Below are 13741 nucleotides of genomic sequence, written 5' to 3'. Positions count from 1 at the left end.
GGGGGTGGGGGTGTGGGGTGTGCCTCAGGCCTTCGGCGTCGCGATCCGCAGGGACGTCGGCCCGACAGGCGCCGCTTCGTCCCGCTCCTGCGCGATGTCCGACCACCACGATCCGCCGTCCTCGACGCACCGCAACAGCACTCCCTCACGGATGGCCCATGGGCAGATCGTGAGCGTCTTGATCCCCGTGAGCTTCATCGCCGTGTGCCCCACCACCGCTCCGGCCAAACTCTGCAGGGCCCGGGGCGCGGAGACCCCCGGCAGCATCGCCCGCTCGGACGCGGGCAGCGCGGCGAGCCGGGGTACGCACTCGCGCAGATCCCCCCGGGTCAGCTGCCTCGGCACGAACACGCCCTGCCGGCCGGGCGGGGCACCGCAGAGCCGGGCGAGCTGCTGGAAGGTACGCGAGGTCGCCACCGCCACCTGAGGCCGCTCCCACCTGAGCCGGGCGGCCACATCCCGCATCTGGTGACGCACCCGGCGGCGCAGCGCCCGCAGGTCCTCCGCGGACGGCGGGTCCTCCCCGTCGAGGAACTCCCGGGTCAGCCGGCCCGCGCCGAGCGGCAGCGACGCCGCGAAGTCGGGCAGCCTGCCACGCCCGAAGGCCACCTCCAGCGAGCCCCCGCCGATGTCGAACAGCGCGATCGACCCGACCCGCCAGCCCATCCACCGCCGGGCCCCGAGAAACGTGAGCTCGGCCTCGACCTCCCCCGGCAGCGTGCACAGTCGTACGCCGGTCTCGGTCCGCACGCTCCGCAGTACGTCGAGCCGGTTCGGCGCGGAACGCACCACCGCCGTAGCGAAGGCCAGCGGTCCTCCCGCTCCCCACCGCTGGGCGGTCTCGGCGGCCAACGAGACCGCCTCCACCAACTGCCGCACGGACTCCTCGGGAATCACTCCGCCGGATTCCACCTGCTCGGACAGGCGCAGCTTCCACTTCTCCGTGTGCACCGGCAGGGGGACTCCGTTCCCGGTGTCCGCGACCATCAGCCGAACCGTGTTCGAACCCACATCCAGCACACTCATCCGCATGGGGCCGCAGTACCCATGGCCGCCCGCTCCATTCCTCCGATCGGCGCCGACGCCGACACCGGGATCGACTTCAGGACTGCCCGGAAAACGGATCACATGCCCCTCGACCTGCGCTGTCGCGTGGGCGGAGCATCCCCCGTGGTCTGATACGCTTTTCCAGCGACATCGGCCCGCCCGCCAGTTCAAACCGGTCACCCAGCAACACCAGATCGGCGAGAGCGAGCGGCGGGAAATCCCGTTGGGAGCATGCAAGACGGTGTGCAAGACTTACGTCGCACACAACAGCAAGGTCCTGTGGAGCAGTTTGGAGTGCTCGCCACCCTGTCAAGGTGGAGGCCGCGGGTTCAAATCCCGTCAGGACCGCTGAGGTTACATGTTTCACGTGAAACCTCGTGGCTGGGTAGCTCAGTTGGTACGAGCGATCGCCTGAAAAGCGATAGGTCGCCGGTTCGACCCCGGCCCCAGCCACAACCCAAAGGCCCCGTCCATCGGACGGGGCCTTTGTCGTGACCACCCTTCGCCTCACGCGCCCTTTGTCGTGCCCACGCTTGGCACGCGTTCCGGGCGGCGCTACGTTCTGGCTGGTCGGCGGAACGTACGCAGTGGGGCGGGGACGATGGCTCAGGGTGAGGCAAGTGCCAGGCAGGATCATGACGGGCTGGAGAGGAGCCGCGCCCTGTACGGGCTCCTGGCGGTCGTCACCAGCAACGTCGCGATAGCCGGCGTGGCGATCTTCGGTGTGTGGCGGCTGCACGGCGACTCCGCCGTGATCGTCGGCATCCTGACCGCCGCGTTCACCGCGGTCAGCACGATGACGACCGCCTATCTGAGCATCAAGGCGGTGTCCAACACGGCGAAGTCGATCGCCCTCGGCGACACCAGCGCCCGCACGATGCCCCCGGTGGCCCCGACGACTCCCCCGGTGCCCGCCCCGTCCGCCGACTGAGACGGGCCAAAAGGGTTCGCCAGTCATTTGGCCGAGGTGAGATCCTGGATCGCGTATGTCTACGCAACCCGCCTCCGCCCCCGGCCCCGGTGACCGCGCGCCCGGCGCTCCCGCCCTCGGCGATCTCGCCCCCCGCCTGACCGAGCTGTCCCTGCGCGACGCGCACCGGCTCGGGCGCAGGCTCGAAGGTGCGCGCAGGATCCGTAAGCCGGAAGCCCGAACCGCGGTCCTCGCCGAGATCGAGGCGGAGGTCGCGAAGGCCGAACTGCGGATGGCCGAGCGGCGCAGCCGTGTGCCCTCGGTCAGCTATCCCGAACAGCTTCCGGTCAGCCAGAAGAAGGACGAGATCGCGGACGCCATCCGCGATCACCAGGTCGTCATCGTCGCCGGTGAGACCGGCTCCGGGAAGACCACGCAGATCCCGAAGATCTGCGTGGAACTCGGGCGGGGCGTACGCGGCATGATCGGGCACACACAGCCCCGTCGTATCGCCGCCCGTACGGTCGCGGAGCGGATCGCCGACGAGCTGGACACGCCCCTCGGCGAGGCCGTCGGCTGGAAGGTCCGCTTCACCGACCAGGTGAACCAGGACGCGACGGTCATCAAGCTGATGACGGACGGCATCCTGCTCGCCGAGATCCAGACCGACCGCGAGCTGCGCGCCTACGACACGATCATCATCGACGAGGCCCACGAGCGGTCCCTCAACATCGACTTCCTGCTCGGCTATCTCGCCCAGCTCCTCCCCAAGCGCCCGGACCTGAAGGTCGTCATCACCTCGGCGACCATCGACCCCGAGCGCTTCTCCCGGCACTTCGGCGACGCACCCATCGTCGAGGTGTCAGGCCGTACGTACCCGGTCGAGGTCCGCTACCGCCCGCTCCTCGAAGAGGACTCGGAGGACTCCGACCGCGACCAGATCACCGCGATCTGCGACGCCGTCGAGGAACTCCAGGGCGAGGGCAAGGGCGACATCCTCGTCTTCCTCTCCGGCGAGCGCGAGATCCGCGACACCGCGGACGCGCTCAACAAGAAGAACTACCGGTTCACCGAAGTACTGCCCCTGTACGCCCGCCTGTCGCACGCCGAGCAGCATCGCGTGTTCCAGCCACACACCGGGCGCAGGATCGTTCTGGCGACCAACGTCGCCGAGACCTCGCTCACCGTGCCCGGCATCAAGTACGTCATCGACCCGGGCTTCGCCCGTATCTCCCGCTACAGCCATCGCACCAAGGTCCAGCGGCTGCCCATCGAGGCGATCTCCCAGGCCAGCGCCAACCAGCGCAAGGGCCGCTGCGGCCGTACGTCGGACGGTATCTGCATCCGCCTCTACAGCGAGGACGACTTCGAGGCCCGTACGGAGTTCACGGACGCCGAGATCCTCCGGACGAACCTCGCCTCCGTCATCCTCCAGATGACCGCCGCCGGTCTCGGCGACATCGAGAAGTTCCCCTTCATCGACCCGCCGGACCACCGCAACATCCGTGACGGCGTCCAGCTCCTCCAGGAGCTCAACGCGCTCGACCCCAGCGAGAAGGACCCGCGCAAACGGCTCACGGACACCGGCCGCAAGCTCGCGCAGCTGCCCGTCGACCCCCGCCTGGCCCGAATGGTCCTGGAGGCCGACAAGAACGGCTGTGTCCGCGAGGTCATGGTGATCGCCGCCGCGCTGTCCATCCAGGACCCGCGCGAACGGCCCGCCGAGAAGCAGACGCAGGCCGACCAACAGCATGCCCGCTTCAAGGACGAGACGTCCGACTTCCTCGCGCTGCTCAACCTCTGGCGGTACATCCGTGAGCAGCAGAAGGAGCGGGGCTCGTCGTCGTTCCGGCGGATGTGCAAGCAGGAGTACCTGAACTTCCTGCGCATCCGCGAGTGGCAGGACATCTACACCCAACTCCGTACCGTGGCCCGCCAGATGGGCATCCACACCAACGAGGACGACGCCCCCGAGCAGAGCGTCCACGTCTCCCTCCTGGCCGGCCTCCTCTCCCACATCGGGATGAAGGACGTACCGACGAAGGCCACCGGAGCGTCCACGACGACCGGCGACAGTGCCCGGGGCACCTCCGGCAAGAACGAGTACGTCGGGGCCCGCAACGCCAAATTCGCGATCTTCCCCGGCTCCGCCCTCTTCAAGAAGCCCCCGCGCTTCGTGATGTCGGCGGAGCTGGTGGAGACCTCCCGGCTGTGGGCCCGCGTCAACGCGCGCATCGAGCCCGAGTGGGTCGAGCCCCTCGCCGAGCACCTCCTGAAGCGCACGTACAGCGAGCCGCACTGGGAGAAGGACCAGGCGGCCGTGATGGCGTACGAGAAGGTGACGCTGTACGGCGTACCGATCGTCGCCCAGCGGAAGGTGAACTACGGGCGGATCGACGCGGAGGCGTCCCGTGAGCTGTTCATCCGCAACGCGCTGGTCGAGGGCGACTGGCGGACGCACCACAAGTTCTTCGCCGACAACCGCCGACTCCTCACCGAGGTCGAGGAGTTGGAGCACCGGGCCCGCCGCCGGGACATCCTGGTCGACGACGAGACCCTCTACGACTTCTACGACGAGCGCGTCCCCGAACACGTGGTCTCCGGGGCCCACTTCGACTCGTGGTGGAAGCACAAGCGGCACGAGCAGCCCGAGTTCCTCGACTTCGAGCGGGCGATGCTCATCAACGAGCGCGCCGGTGACGTCAGCAAGGACGACTATCCGGACTCCTGGCACCAGGGGCGGCTCAAGTTCCGGGTGACGTACCAGTTCGAGCCGGGCGCGGACGCCGACGGGGTCACCGTCCACATCCCGCTCCAGGTGCTGAACCAGGTCACGGACGAGGGCTTCGACTGGCAGATCCCGGGCCTGCGCGAGGAGTTGGTGACGGAGCTGATCCGTTCCCTGCCCAAGCCGATCCGCCGCAACTACGTGCCGGCGCCCAACTTCGCCCAGCGTTTCCTGGCCGCCACCCCGGCCCCGCTGCAGGAGCCCCTCACCAGCGCCATGGCCCGCGAGCTGAAGCGCATGGTCGGAGTCCCCTTCACCGCCGACGACTTCGACTGGGACCGCATCCCGGACCATCTCCGGGTCACCTTCCGGATCGTCGACGAGCGGCGCCGCAAGCTGGCCGAGGACAAGGACCTCGAGGTACTGCGCCTGCGGCTCAAGCCGAAGGCCCGCCAGGCCATCTCCCAGGCCGCCGCGGCCACCGCGGAACGCGCCGGCGGGGAGTCCCTGGAGCGCACGGGCCTGACGGACTGGTCGATCGGCACCCTGGCCCCGCTCTTCGAGACACGCAGGGCCGGCCAGCCGGTGAAGGCGTACCCGGCGCTGGTCGACAACGGCGACACCGTCTCCGTACGCCTCTTCGACACCGAGGCCGAGCAGCAGCAGGCGATGTGGAAGGGCAGCCGGCGGCTCATTCTGCGCAACATCCCGGTCAACCCTGCGAAGTTCGCTTCCGAGAAGTTGACGAATGTTCAGAAGCTCGCGCTGTCGGCGAATCCGCACGGTTCGATCCAGGCCCTGTTCGACGACTGCGCGATGGCCGCGGCCGACAAGCTGATCGCCGATTTCGGCGGCCCGGCGTGGGACGAGGAGTCGCACCGGAAGCTGTACGACAAGGTCCGCGCGGAGATCGTGGACACGACGGTCCGTACGGTGGGCCAGGTGCAGCAGGTGCTGGCCGCCTGGCAGGCCTGTGAGCGCCGCCTGAAGGGCGTACGCAGCGCCGTGCTCCTCCCGAACCTGACGGACGTACGGACGCAGCTGGACGCCCTCGTACGGCCCGGGTTCGTGACGGCGACCGGTCTGCGCCGGCTGCCCGACCTGATGCGCTACCTCGTGGCCGTGGACCGGCGCCTGCAGCAGATGCCGACCAACGTCCAGCGGGACACCACCCGCATGGAGAAGGTGCACGAGATGCAGGACGAGTACGCGTGGCTCCTCGAGCAGCTGCCCAAGGGGCGCCCGGTGCCCTCGGCGGTCACGGACATCCGCTGGATGATCGAGGAGCTGCGGGTCAGCTACTTCGCCCACGCACTGGGCACGGCGTACCCGGTGTCGGACAAGCGGATCGTGAAGGCGATCGACGCCCAGGTTCCGTAACGACCGGTGCACGGTGGGTGAGTTCGACCCCGGGCTCACCCTCCTGTACAGTCTCTTTTCGCAGCACAGCGCAACATCAAGTGCCGCGAAACCTGGTCCTGTGGAGCAGTTTGGAGTGCTCGCCACCCTGTCAAGGTGGAGGCCGCGGGTTCAAATCCCGTCAGGACCGCAAGAAAGAAGAGGGCCCGCATCCGGCAACGGACGCGGGCCTTACTCGTGCCGCAACCCCGCCATCAACCCGCTCGCCGGCCTGTCAAGGTGGAGGCCGCGCCCGCGGCGGAGCCGCAATCAGATGCAGCAAATCCCGTCAGGACCGCAAGAAAGAAGAGGGCCCGCATCCGACAACGGACGCGGGCCTTACTCGTGCCGCAACCCCGCCATCAACCCGCTCGCCGGCCTGCCAAGGTGGAGGCCGCGCCCGCGGCGGAGCCGCAATCAGATGCAGCAAATCCCGTCAGGACCGCAAGAAAGAAGAGGGCCCGAGTCTCACGACTCGGGCCCTCTCGCGTTTCGCCGTATTGACGGCGCCGTCCGCCACCGGTACCCAGGGAGCAGGGCCTTCGATGCCCTGTCCCCCTTCCGGAGGTGGCGTATGGCGGCGACCGCGCGACGGTATGAGACACGTGCTCTGCTCCGGGCACACCTGTCGGCCGCCAGCGGGTACCCGCACCTCATGCGGCACTGCGCGATCTGCCACCGGTTACAGAGGCTCGCGATGGAGCGCTGCGTCGAGGCGGAGCCGACGGCCGACGACGCGCCGGACGAGACACCGAGTGCCAACGGCGGTTCCCTTTAACACCTGCGCCGTACCGTCAACAAGGCGCGCGGCGTGTGACCGGTGTCACTGCATGAGTTTTCAAAATGAGGGTTCTTACCGGTCTCCTACAACCGGTCAATTTTATATGTGCAATTGCACCAGCTCCGGACGGCTTCCGACACGTCCCCCTCAGACTCCAACAAGCCCGCTCACAGCACCCCGTGCCACCCCACTCGGGGGCACAAAAAAGATCGCGCTGGACCCGGCGGAGTCCAGCGCGATCTGAAACGACGCACCCTTGAAGCTGTGGAACTGATGGAACTACGTTGGGCGTGGGGCCTGTTGGGGCAGGACCCGCGTCGCTCGGAGCGGTGTCTTACTGGTGGTGCTGGTCTTGCGGATGGTGCTGGTACTGCTGGTGTTGCCAGTCGGACGGCGCGGCCGATAGTTGGGGGACCTGCCGGTTCGTCCGACTATTCAGTGGTCAGGCCTCGCTGCGCTGCTGCGGAATACCCGCAAGCAGGGCGCGGACCTCGGCCTCGCGGTAACGGCGGTGTCCGCCGAGCGTCCGGATGGACGTGAGCTTGCCGGCCTTCGCCCACCGCGTCACCGTCTTGGGGTCAACACGGAACATGGTGGCGACCTCAGCCGGGGTCAGCAGCGGCTCGGCATCAGGGGTGCGAGCGGTCATGAGCGGCCTCCTCGGGAGAACCGAACCTTCTCGGTTCATTCCTCTAAATTCTGCACCTTGACCCGCGTTGCCCGAAATGGCGGATGCGGGTCGAGTCGGTTATAGGACGAACGGCTTGTCCTCGGCACTACAACTACACCATCTGTCCAACCGCGTAGGCCAAACCGATGGAATTGCCCTTGCAGGCGTCCATCGGCGACGGAAGCCAATGGACCATGCCATAGCGGACAGTCACGCCACTGTGACGATCAGTCACAGTGGCGATCAGGAGTCACGAGACCCCCCATAGCGTGCAATGCTGAGATTCCACCCATAGTTGGGCAGATAGAGCCTCCCCCGGACTCCTTGTCCTATTTTGGCACGAGGAGGGGCAAGGGACGCAAGCCACCTGTACGTGCGGTCCGTCACGCTTGACACAAACGCCCGGATCGGGACCTACGTCCCACGGCAGCCCCAAGAGCGTCCCACAGAAATGGAACTCACGTTCCAGGGTGCCCTTCTTTGACGAAACGTCAGTTGGCGGACCGTCGGTCCCGCACCGCCCGCCACCGCTCCACGAGCCGCCCGTACGCCTCCCCGGCCGACTCGGCGTCCCCCGCGCGCAGCGCGTCGATGCCCGCCGCCACGTCCGCCGCCGAGTGGTCCCCCGCCAGATCGCCGGCCGGCAGCACATGCACCAGCCCGCCGTAGTCCAGCTCGACCAGCGAGCGCGGATGGAACTCCTCCAGCCAGCGCCCGACGTCCAGCAGCCCGTCGATGAGCGGCCCCTCGTCGAGGCTGTCGCGCAGGGTCCGCAGCCCGCGCGCCACGCGCCGCCGCGCCTGCACCATGGGCGTCCGGTACCGCAGCACGGGCGCCACGTCCCCGTCGGCCCCCGAGCCCTCGTCGTACTCGCGCTCCTCGTCGGACACGAGGACGAACCAGTTCAGCGGGACCTGCCAGGTCGCCGTGCGGATCCACGGGCGGGCGTCCGGGTTGCGGATCAGCCAGCGCTCGTAGTCCTGGGCCGCCTGGTGGCGTACGAGGGGTGGCAGGACGGCGTCCAGGACCGGGAGGGGCAGTTCCTCCGCCAGCCCGCCCAGCGCCTGCCAGCCGCGCAGCCGGGTGCGCCAGGGGCAGACGCACAGCACGCCCTCGACCTCGGTCACGAACGCGTCGGCGCTCTCCTGCACGGGCACCGCGACCGGCGGGGTGGGCAGCAAGTCGGCCAGGGAGCGGCGCAGTTCGTCCTGGTACGAGGGCCGGTCGGACCGTCGGGCGTAGCGCGCCCAGTGGCTGCGCTCGGGCTCGGGGAAGGCCGCCAACGGCTCGTAGACGCGCAAGTAGGACGCGTACGGAACGATCACCGAGGACACCTTGGGCACCTTGGGCACGCCTGCTCCCTCCCCCCTGGACGACCTGGAAAACCCGTGAGAACAGCACACAGCAGCACGGGAAAATTATGCAAACCGTCGTTCGTTTCCATGGCACCGGTGGGTGATCCTTGGCACTGCGGGGACGGTTGGCATACGCGGGCCGGGGAGGAGCTTTACCCTCATGCCCACGGAGGCCCGCCACCCGTACGGGCCCCGGCCCCACCCGCCGCTACTTCCCTGGAGTCACCACAGTGACCGACGTAACCGGCGCGCCTGCTGATGTACTGCACACCCTGTTCCACTCGGAGCAGGGGGGTCATGAGCAAGTCGTGCTCTGCCAGGACCGGGCCACCGGCCTCAAGGCCGTGATCGCCATCCACTCCACCGCACTGGGCCCCGCCCTCGGCGGTACGCGCTTCTACCCCTACGCGAACGAGGCGGAGGCCGTCGCCGACGCGCTGAACCTCGCGCGCGGGATGTCCTACAAGAACGCCATGGCCGGTCTGGACCACGGCGGCGGCAAGGCCGTGATCATCGGCGATCCGGACGTCGTCAAGAGCGAGGAGCTGCTTCTCGCGTACGGCCGGTTCGTGGCCTCGCTCGGCGGTCGGTACGTCACCGCGTGCGACGTCGGTACGTATGTGGCCGACATGGACGTGGTCGCGCGCGAGTGCCGCTGGACGACCGGACGGTCCCCGGAGAACGGCGGGGCCGGCGACTCGTCCGTGCTGACCGCCTTCGGCGTCTACCAGGGGATGCGGGCCTCCGCCCAGCATCTGTGGGGCGACCCGTCGCTGCGGGCCAGGCGCATCGGCATCGCGGGCGTCGGCAAGGTCGGGCACCACCTCGTGGAGCACCTGGTGGCGGAGGGCGCCGAAATCTTCGTCACCGATGTGCGCGAGGACGCCGTACGGCGGATCACCGAGCGGCACCGGAACGTCATGGCCGTCGCGGACACGGACGCGCTGATCCGGGTCGACGGGCTCGACATCTACGCCCCCTGTGCGCTCGGCGGAGCGCTCAACGACGAGACCGTGCCCGTGCTGACCGCCGAGGTGGTGTGCGGGGCGGCCAACAACCAGCTCTCGCACCCGGGCGTCGAGAAGGACCTCGCGGACCGCGGGATCCTCTACGCGCCCGACTACGTCGTGAACGCCGGTGGCGTGATCCAGGTGGCCGACGAGCTGCACGGGTTCGACTTCGAGCGGTGCAGGGCGAAGGCGGCGAAGATCTACGACACCACGCTGGCCATCTTCGCACGTGCGAAGACCGACGGTATTCCGCCGGCCGCCGCGGCCGACCGGATCGCCGAGCAGCGGATGTCCGAGGCCCGCCGGAGCCGGTAGTCCGGGGCCCTCCCCGGGGGCCCGCGAGGTACCTGCCGACGGGGTGTTGGAGAGAACTCTCACTCCCGTCGGCGGGTCGGCCGCCGAGAAGTGGTTAAAATCGCGGTTGACCAGCGAGTACAGGGCACCTCGCGGGTTCTGGGCACCGCCACGTCCTGTGGGCGACGTACCGTATGTGCGTGGGCTCAGGTACCGTGGAAGCCCTACGGACCGGTCTCTCCACGGAGAGCCCGTTCCAGATCATGAACGCGTGTCAAGACTCTGGGGCCACCGAGCCCCGTATCCGAGGGGGTCGAGCCATGGGGCGCGGCCGGGCAAAGGCCAAGCAGACGAAGGTCGCCCGCCAGCTGAAGTACAGCAGCGGCGGGACTGACCTCTCGCGTCTGGCCAATGAGCTGGGCGCTTCGACTTCGAGCCAGCCGCCGAATGGCGAGCCGTTCGAGGACGACGACGAGGAAGAAGACGACCCGTACGCTCAGTACGCGGATCTCTACAACGACGACGATGAGGACGAGGACGACCAGTCCTCAGGTCCCGCGTCGTCCCAGCAACGCCGTGGGGCTTGACGCGTGACGCCTGCGGCGCGCTGAGCAGGTTGTTTTCTTCCTGTTGGTTATCAGCCGCACCTCTCCCGGTTCGGGGCCATTGGCACCGGACCGGGTTTCGTGCGTTGCCGTTCCACTGGGGTTGGGCGGGGGGCGCCTAAAGGGTGGGGGGCTCGTGTGGGTTGGCGGGTGCGGGTGCGTGGGGGTTGGTCGCGCAGTTCCCCGCGCCCCTGGAAAGGGGGCGGCTGCGTCGGCCCCCTTTCCCCCTTCGGGCTAGCTGGTTGCGTAGGTGCCGGTCAGGGCTGCGCCTGTCTGGTGGTTGCCCCGGTCGGTGATTTCGCCTGCTACCCAGGCTTCTACGCCTCGGTCCGCCAAGGTGGTGAGGGCCGTGTCCGCTGCGTCCTGGGGGACGATGGCGATCATGCCTACGCCCATGTTGAGGGTTTTTTCCAGCTCCAGGCGTTCTACCGAGCCCGTCTTGCCGACCAGGTCGAAGATCGGCGCCGGGGCCCAGGTGGAGCGGTCCACGGTGGCGTGCAGGGTGTCCGGGATCACTCGAGCCAGGTTGGCTGCCAGGCCGCCGCCGGTGATGTGCGAGTAGGCGTGCACGTCCGTGGTGCGGGTGAGGGCCAGGCAGTCCAGGGAGTAGATCTTGGTGGGGACGAGGAGTTCCTCGCCGAGGGTGTGGCCGAACTCCTCGATGTGCGCGTCCAGGGAGAGGCCGGCCTGGTTCAGGAGGACATGGCGGACGAGCGAGTACCCGTTCGAGTGAAGCCCGGAGGCCGCCATGGCGATCACCGCGTCACCCGTACGGATGCGGTCCGCGCCGAGCAGCCGGTCGGCCTCCACGACGCCCGTACCGGCGCCGGCCACGTCGAAGTCGTCCGGGCCGAGCAGACCCGGGTGTTCGGCCGTCTCGCCGCCGACCAGGGCGCATCCGGCCAGTACGCAGCCCTCGGCGATGCCCTTGACGATCGCGGCGACGCGCTCGGGGTGGACCTTGCCGACGCAGATGTAGTCGGTCATGAACAGCGGTTCGGCGCCGCACACCACGATGTCGTCCATGACCATGGCGACCAGGTCGTGGCCGATCGTGTCGTACACGCCGAGCTGCCGGGCGATGTCGACCTTCGTGCCCACGCCGTCGGTCGCGGAGGCGAGCAGCGGGCGCTCGTAGCGCTTGAGGGCGGAGGCGTCGAAGAGGCCGGCGAAGCCGCCGAGGCCGCCGAGGACCTCGGGGCGCTGGGTCTTCTTCACCCACTCCTTCATCAGCTCGACGGCGCGGTCGCCCGCTTCGATGTCGACGCCGGCGGCCGCGTAGCTGGCACCGGTGGTACCAGCGGCACCAACGGTCCCAGGGGTCTCAGTGGTCTCAGACATGAGGGTGAGAACTTTCGTGTTCGTACGGCTCGTGAAGCAGGTTTTACGGCTGCTTACGGGCGGCGGATCGCGTCGGACGCGGCCGTGGCGGCGGGCCCTGCGGCCAGCTCGGTCTCCAGGAGCTGCTTGCCGAGCAGTTCGGGGTCCGGGAGGTCCATCGGGTACTCGCCGTCGAAGCAGGCACGGCACAGGTTCGGCTTGGCGATGGTGGTCGCCTCGATCATGCCGTCGATGGAGATGTACGAGAGGGAGTCGGCGCCCAGCGAGGTGCCGATCTCGTCGATGGTCATGCCGTTGGCGATGAGCTCGGCCCGGGTCGCGAAGTCGATGCCGAAGAAGCAGGGCCACTTCACGGGGGGAGAGGAGATCCGGATGTGGACCTCCGCCGCGCCCGCCTCGCGGAGCATCCGCACGAGCGCGCGCTGGGTGTTGCCGCGCACGATCGAGTCGTCGACGACGACCAGGCGCTTGCCCTTGATGACTTCCTTCAGCGGGTTCAGCTTCAGCCGGATCCCGAGCTGCCGGATGGTCTGGGAGGGCTGGATGAACGTACGTCCGACGTACGCGTTTTTGACGAGGCCGGCGCCGAAGGGGATTCCGGAGGCCTCGGCGTAGCCGATCGCGGCCGGGGTGCCGGATTCCGGGGTCGCTATCACCAGGTCGGCCTCGACCGGGGCTTCCTTGGCCAGTTTCCGACCCATCTCGACGCGCGAGAGGTACACGTTCCGGCCGGCGATGTCGGTGTCCGGGCGGGCCAGGTACACGTACTCGAAGACACAGCCCTTGGGCTTCGCTTCCGCGAATCGGGAGGTGCGCAGACCGTTCTCGTCGATGGCGACGAACTCGCCCGGCTCTATCTCGCGGACGTAGGCAGCGCCGCAGATGTCCAGGGCGGCGGACTCGGAGGCGACCACCCAGCCGCGCTCCAGCCGGCCCAGGACCAGGGGGCGGATGCCCTGCGGGTCGCGGGCGGCGTACAGCGTGTGCTCGTCCATGAAGACGAGGGAGAAGGCGCCCTTGACCTGCGGGAGGATCCGCGCGGAGGCGTCCTCGATGGTCAGCGGCTTGCCGTCGTCGTCGGTCTGGGCGGCCAGCAGGGCCGTCAGCAGATCGGTGTCGTTGGTCGCCGCGACGCGCGGGGTGCGGCCGTCGTGCTGCTTGGGCAGGTCGGCGACCATCTCGGCAAGCTGCGCCGTGTTGACGAGGTTGCCGTTGTGGCCGAGGGCGATGGAGCCGTGGCCGGTCGCCCGGAAGGTGGGCTGGGCGTTCTCCCAGGTGGAGGCGCCAGTCGTCGAGTAGCGGGCGTGACCGACCGCGATATGCCCCTTGAGGGCGCCGAGCGAGGTCTCGTCGAAGACCTGGGAGACAAGTCCCATGTCCTTGAAGACGAGGATCTTCGAGCCATTGCTTACCGCGATACCCGCGGATTCCTGGCCTCGATGCTGCAGGGCGTAGAGCCCGAAGTAAGTGAGCTTGGCGACCTCTTCACCGGGGGCCCAGACCCCGAAGACGCCGCAAGCGTCCTGGGGGCCTTTCTCGCCGGGGAGCAGATCATGACTGAGTCGACCGTCACCACGTGGCACGCCACCGAGTGTAGGCGAG

General features: G+C 68.5%; 10 protein-coding genes and 3 tRNA genes. 8 read left to right on the top strand and 5 right to left on the bottom strand.

What is annotated here, in order from left to right; genetic code table 11:
• Positions 1–24: 24 nt before the first annotated feature.
• Positions 25–1032, bottom strand: a complete 1008-nt coding sequence (locus ABZ855_RS32435) for a Ppx/GppA family phosphatase (RefSeq protein ID WP_360812962.1) — start codon at positions 1030–1032, stop codon at positions 25–27.
• A gap of 288 nt (positions 1033–1320) precedes the next feature.
• Between ABZ855_RS32435 and ABZ855_RS32430 the strand changes: the two genes are divergently transcribed.
• From ABZ855_RS32430 to ABZ855_RS32405, 6 genes are all read left to right on the top strand, one after another.
• Positions 1321–1395: transfer RNA gene (locus tag ABZ855_RS32430), tRNA-Asp, on the top strand.
• Between the two features lie 31 nt (positions 1396–1426).
• Positions 1427–1500: transfer RNA gene (locus tag ABZ855_RS32425), tRNA-Phe, on the top strand.
• A 148-nt stretch (positions 1501–1648) separates the two neighbouring features.
• On the top strand, positions 1649–1978 hold the full coding sequence (locus ABZ855_RS32420) for a hypothetical protein (RefSeq protein ID WP_360812960.1): 330 nt from the start codon (positions 1649–1651) through the stop codon (positions 1976–1978).
• 55 nt (positions 1979–2033) lie between these two features.
• Positions 2034–6065 (top strand): ATP-dependent RNA helicase HrpA, encoded by a 4032-nt coding sequence (gene hrpA / locus ABZ855_RS32415; protein ID WP_360812958.1) that lies wholly within the window; start codon positions 2034–2036, stop codon positions 6063–6065.
• 94 nt (positions 6066–6159) lie between these two features.
• A tRNA-Asp gene (locus tag ABZ855_RS32410) sits at positions 6160–6234 on the top strand.
• A gap of 423 nt (positions 6235–6657) precedes the next feature.
• Positions 6658–6861: a DUF6274 family protein gene (locus ABZ855_RS32405; RefSeq protein WP_360812956.1), complete on the top strand. Its 204-nt coding sequence runs from the start codon at positions 6658–6660 to the stop codon at positions 6859–6861.
• A 445-nt stretch (positions 6862–7306) separates the two neighbouring features.
• On the opposite strand, the gene bldC is transcribed toward ABZ855_RS32405, so the two are convergent.
• Both bldC and ABZ855_RS32395 read right to left on the bottom strand, forming a co-directional pair.
• The gene (gene bldC, locus ABZ855_RS32400; protein ID WP_003949541.1) at positions 7307–7513 is read right to left on the bottom strand and encodes a developmental transcriptional regulator BldC; all 207 of its coding nucleotides are present in this window, start codon (positions 7511–7513) and stop codon (positions 7307–7309) included.
• A 512-nt stretch (positions 7514–8025) separates the two neighbouring features.
• Positions 8026–8877, bottom strand: a complete 852-nt coding sequence (locus ABZ855_RS32395) for a hypothetical protein (protein WP_360813052.1) — start codon at positions 8875–8877, stop codon at positions 8026–8028.
• A 242-nt stretch (positions 8878–9119) separates the two neighbouring features.
• Here ABZ855_RS32395 and ABZ855_RS32390 point away from each other — a divergent pair, with 242 nt between their 5' ends.
• Together ABZ855_RS32390 and ABZ855_RS32385 are read left to right on the top strand one after the other, a co-directional pair.
• On the top strand, positions 9120–10214 hold the full coding sequence (locus ABZ855_RS32390) for a Glu/Leu/Phe/Val dehydrogenase dimerization domain-containing protein (protein ID WP_360812954.1): 1095 nt from the start codon (positions 9120–9122) through the stop codon (positions 10212–10214).
• 299 nt (positions 10215–10513) lie between these two features.
• Positions 10514–10780 carry a DUF3073 domain-containing protein gene (locus ABZ855_RS32385; protein WP_319213195.1) on the top strand — a complete coding sequence of 89 codons (267 nt, stop codon included), beginning with the start codon at positions 10514–10516 and terminating at the stop codon, positions 10778–10780.
• Positions 10781–11032: 252 nt separating this feature from the next.
• Here ABZ855_RS32385 and purM read toward each other — a convergent pair whose 3' ends face one another.
• Both purM and purF read right to left on the bottom strand, forming a co-directional pair.
• Entirely contained in the window at positions 11033–12139 is a 1107-nt protein-coding gene (gene purM, locus ABZ855_RS32380) for a phosphoribosylformylglycinamidine cyclo-ligase (RefSeq protein WP_360812952.1), read from the bottom strand.
• Positions 12140–12192: 53 nt separating this feature from the next.
• A complete protein-coding gene (gene purF, locus ABZ855_RS32375; protein ID WP_360812950.1) occupies positions 12193–13722 on the bottom strand; it encodes an amidophosphoribosyltransferase in 1530 nt (509 codons plus the stop codon).
• Between the last annotated feature and the right edge of the window lie 19 nt (positions 13723–13741).

This window comes from Streptomyces sp. NPDC047042 (genome assembly GCF_040644035.1).
Lineage (GTDB): Bacteria > Actinomycetota > Actinomycetes > Streptomycetales > Streptomycetaceae > Streptomyces.
Note: the sequence above shows the minus strand (reverse complement) of the source record. Positions and strands in the feature narration are given on the sequence as shown.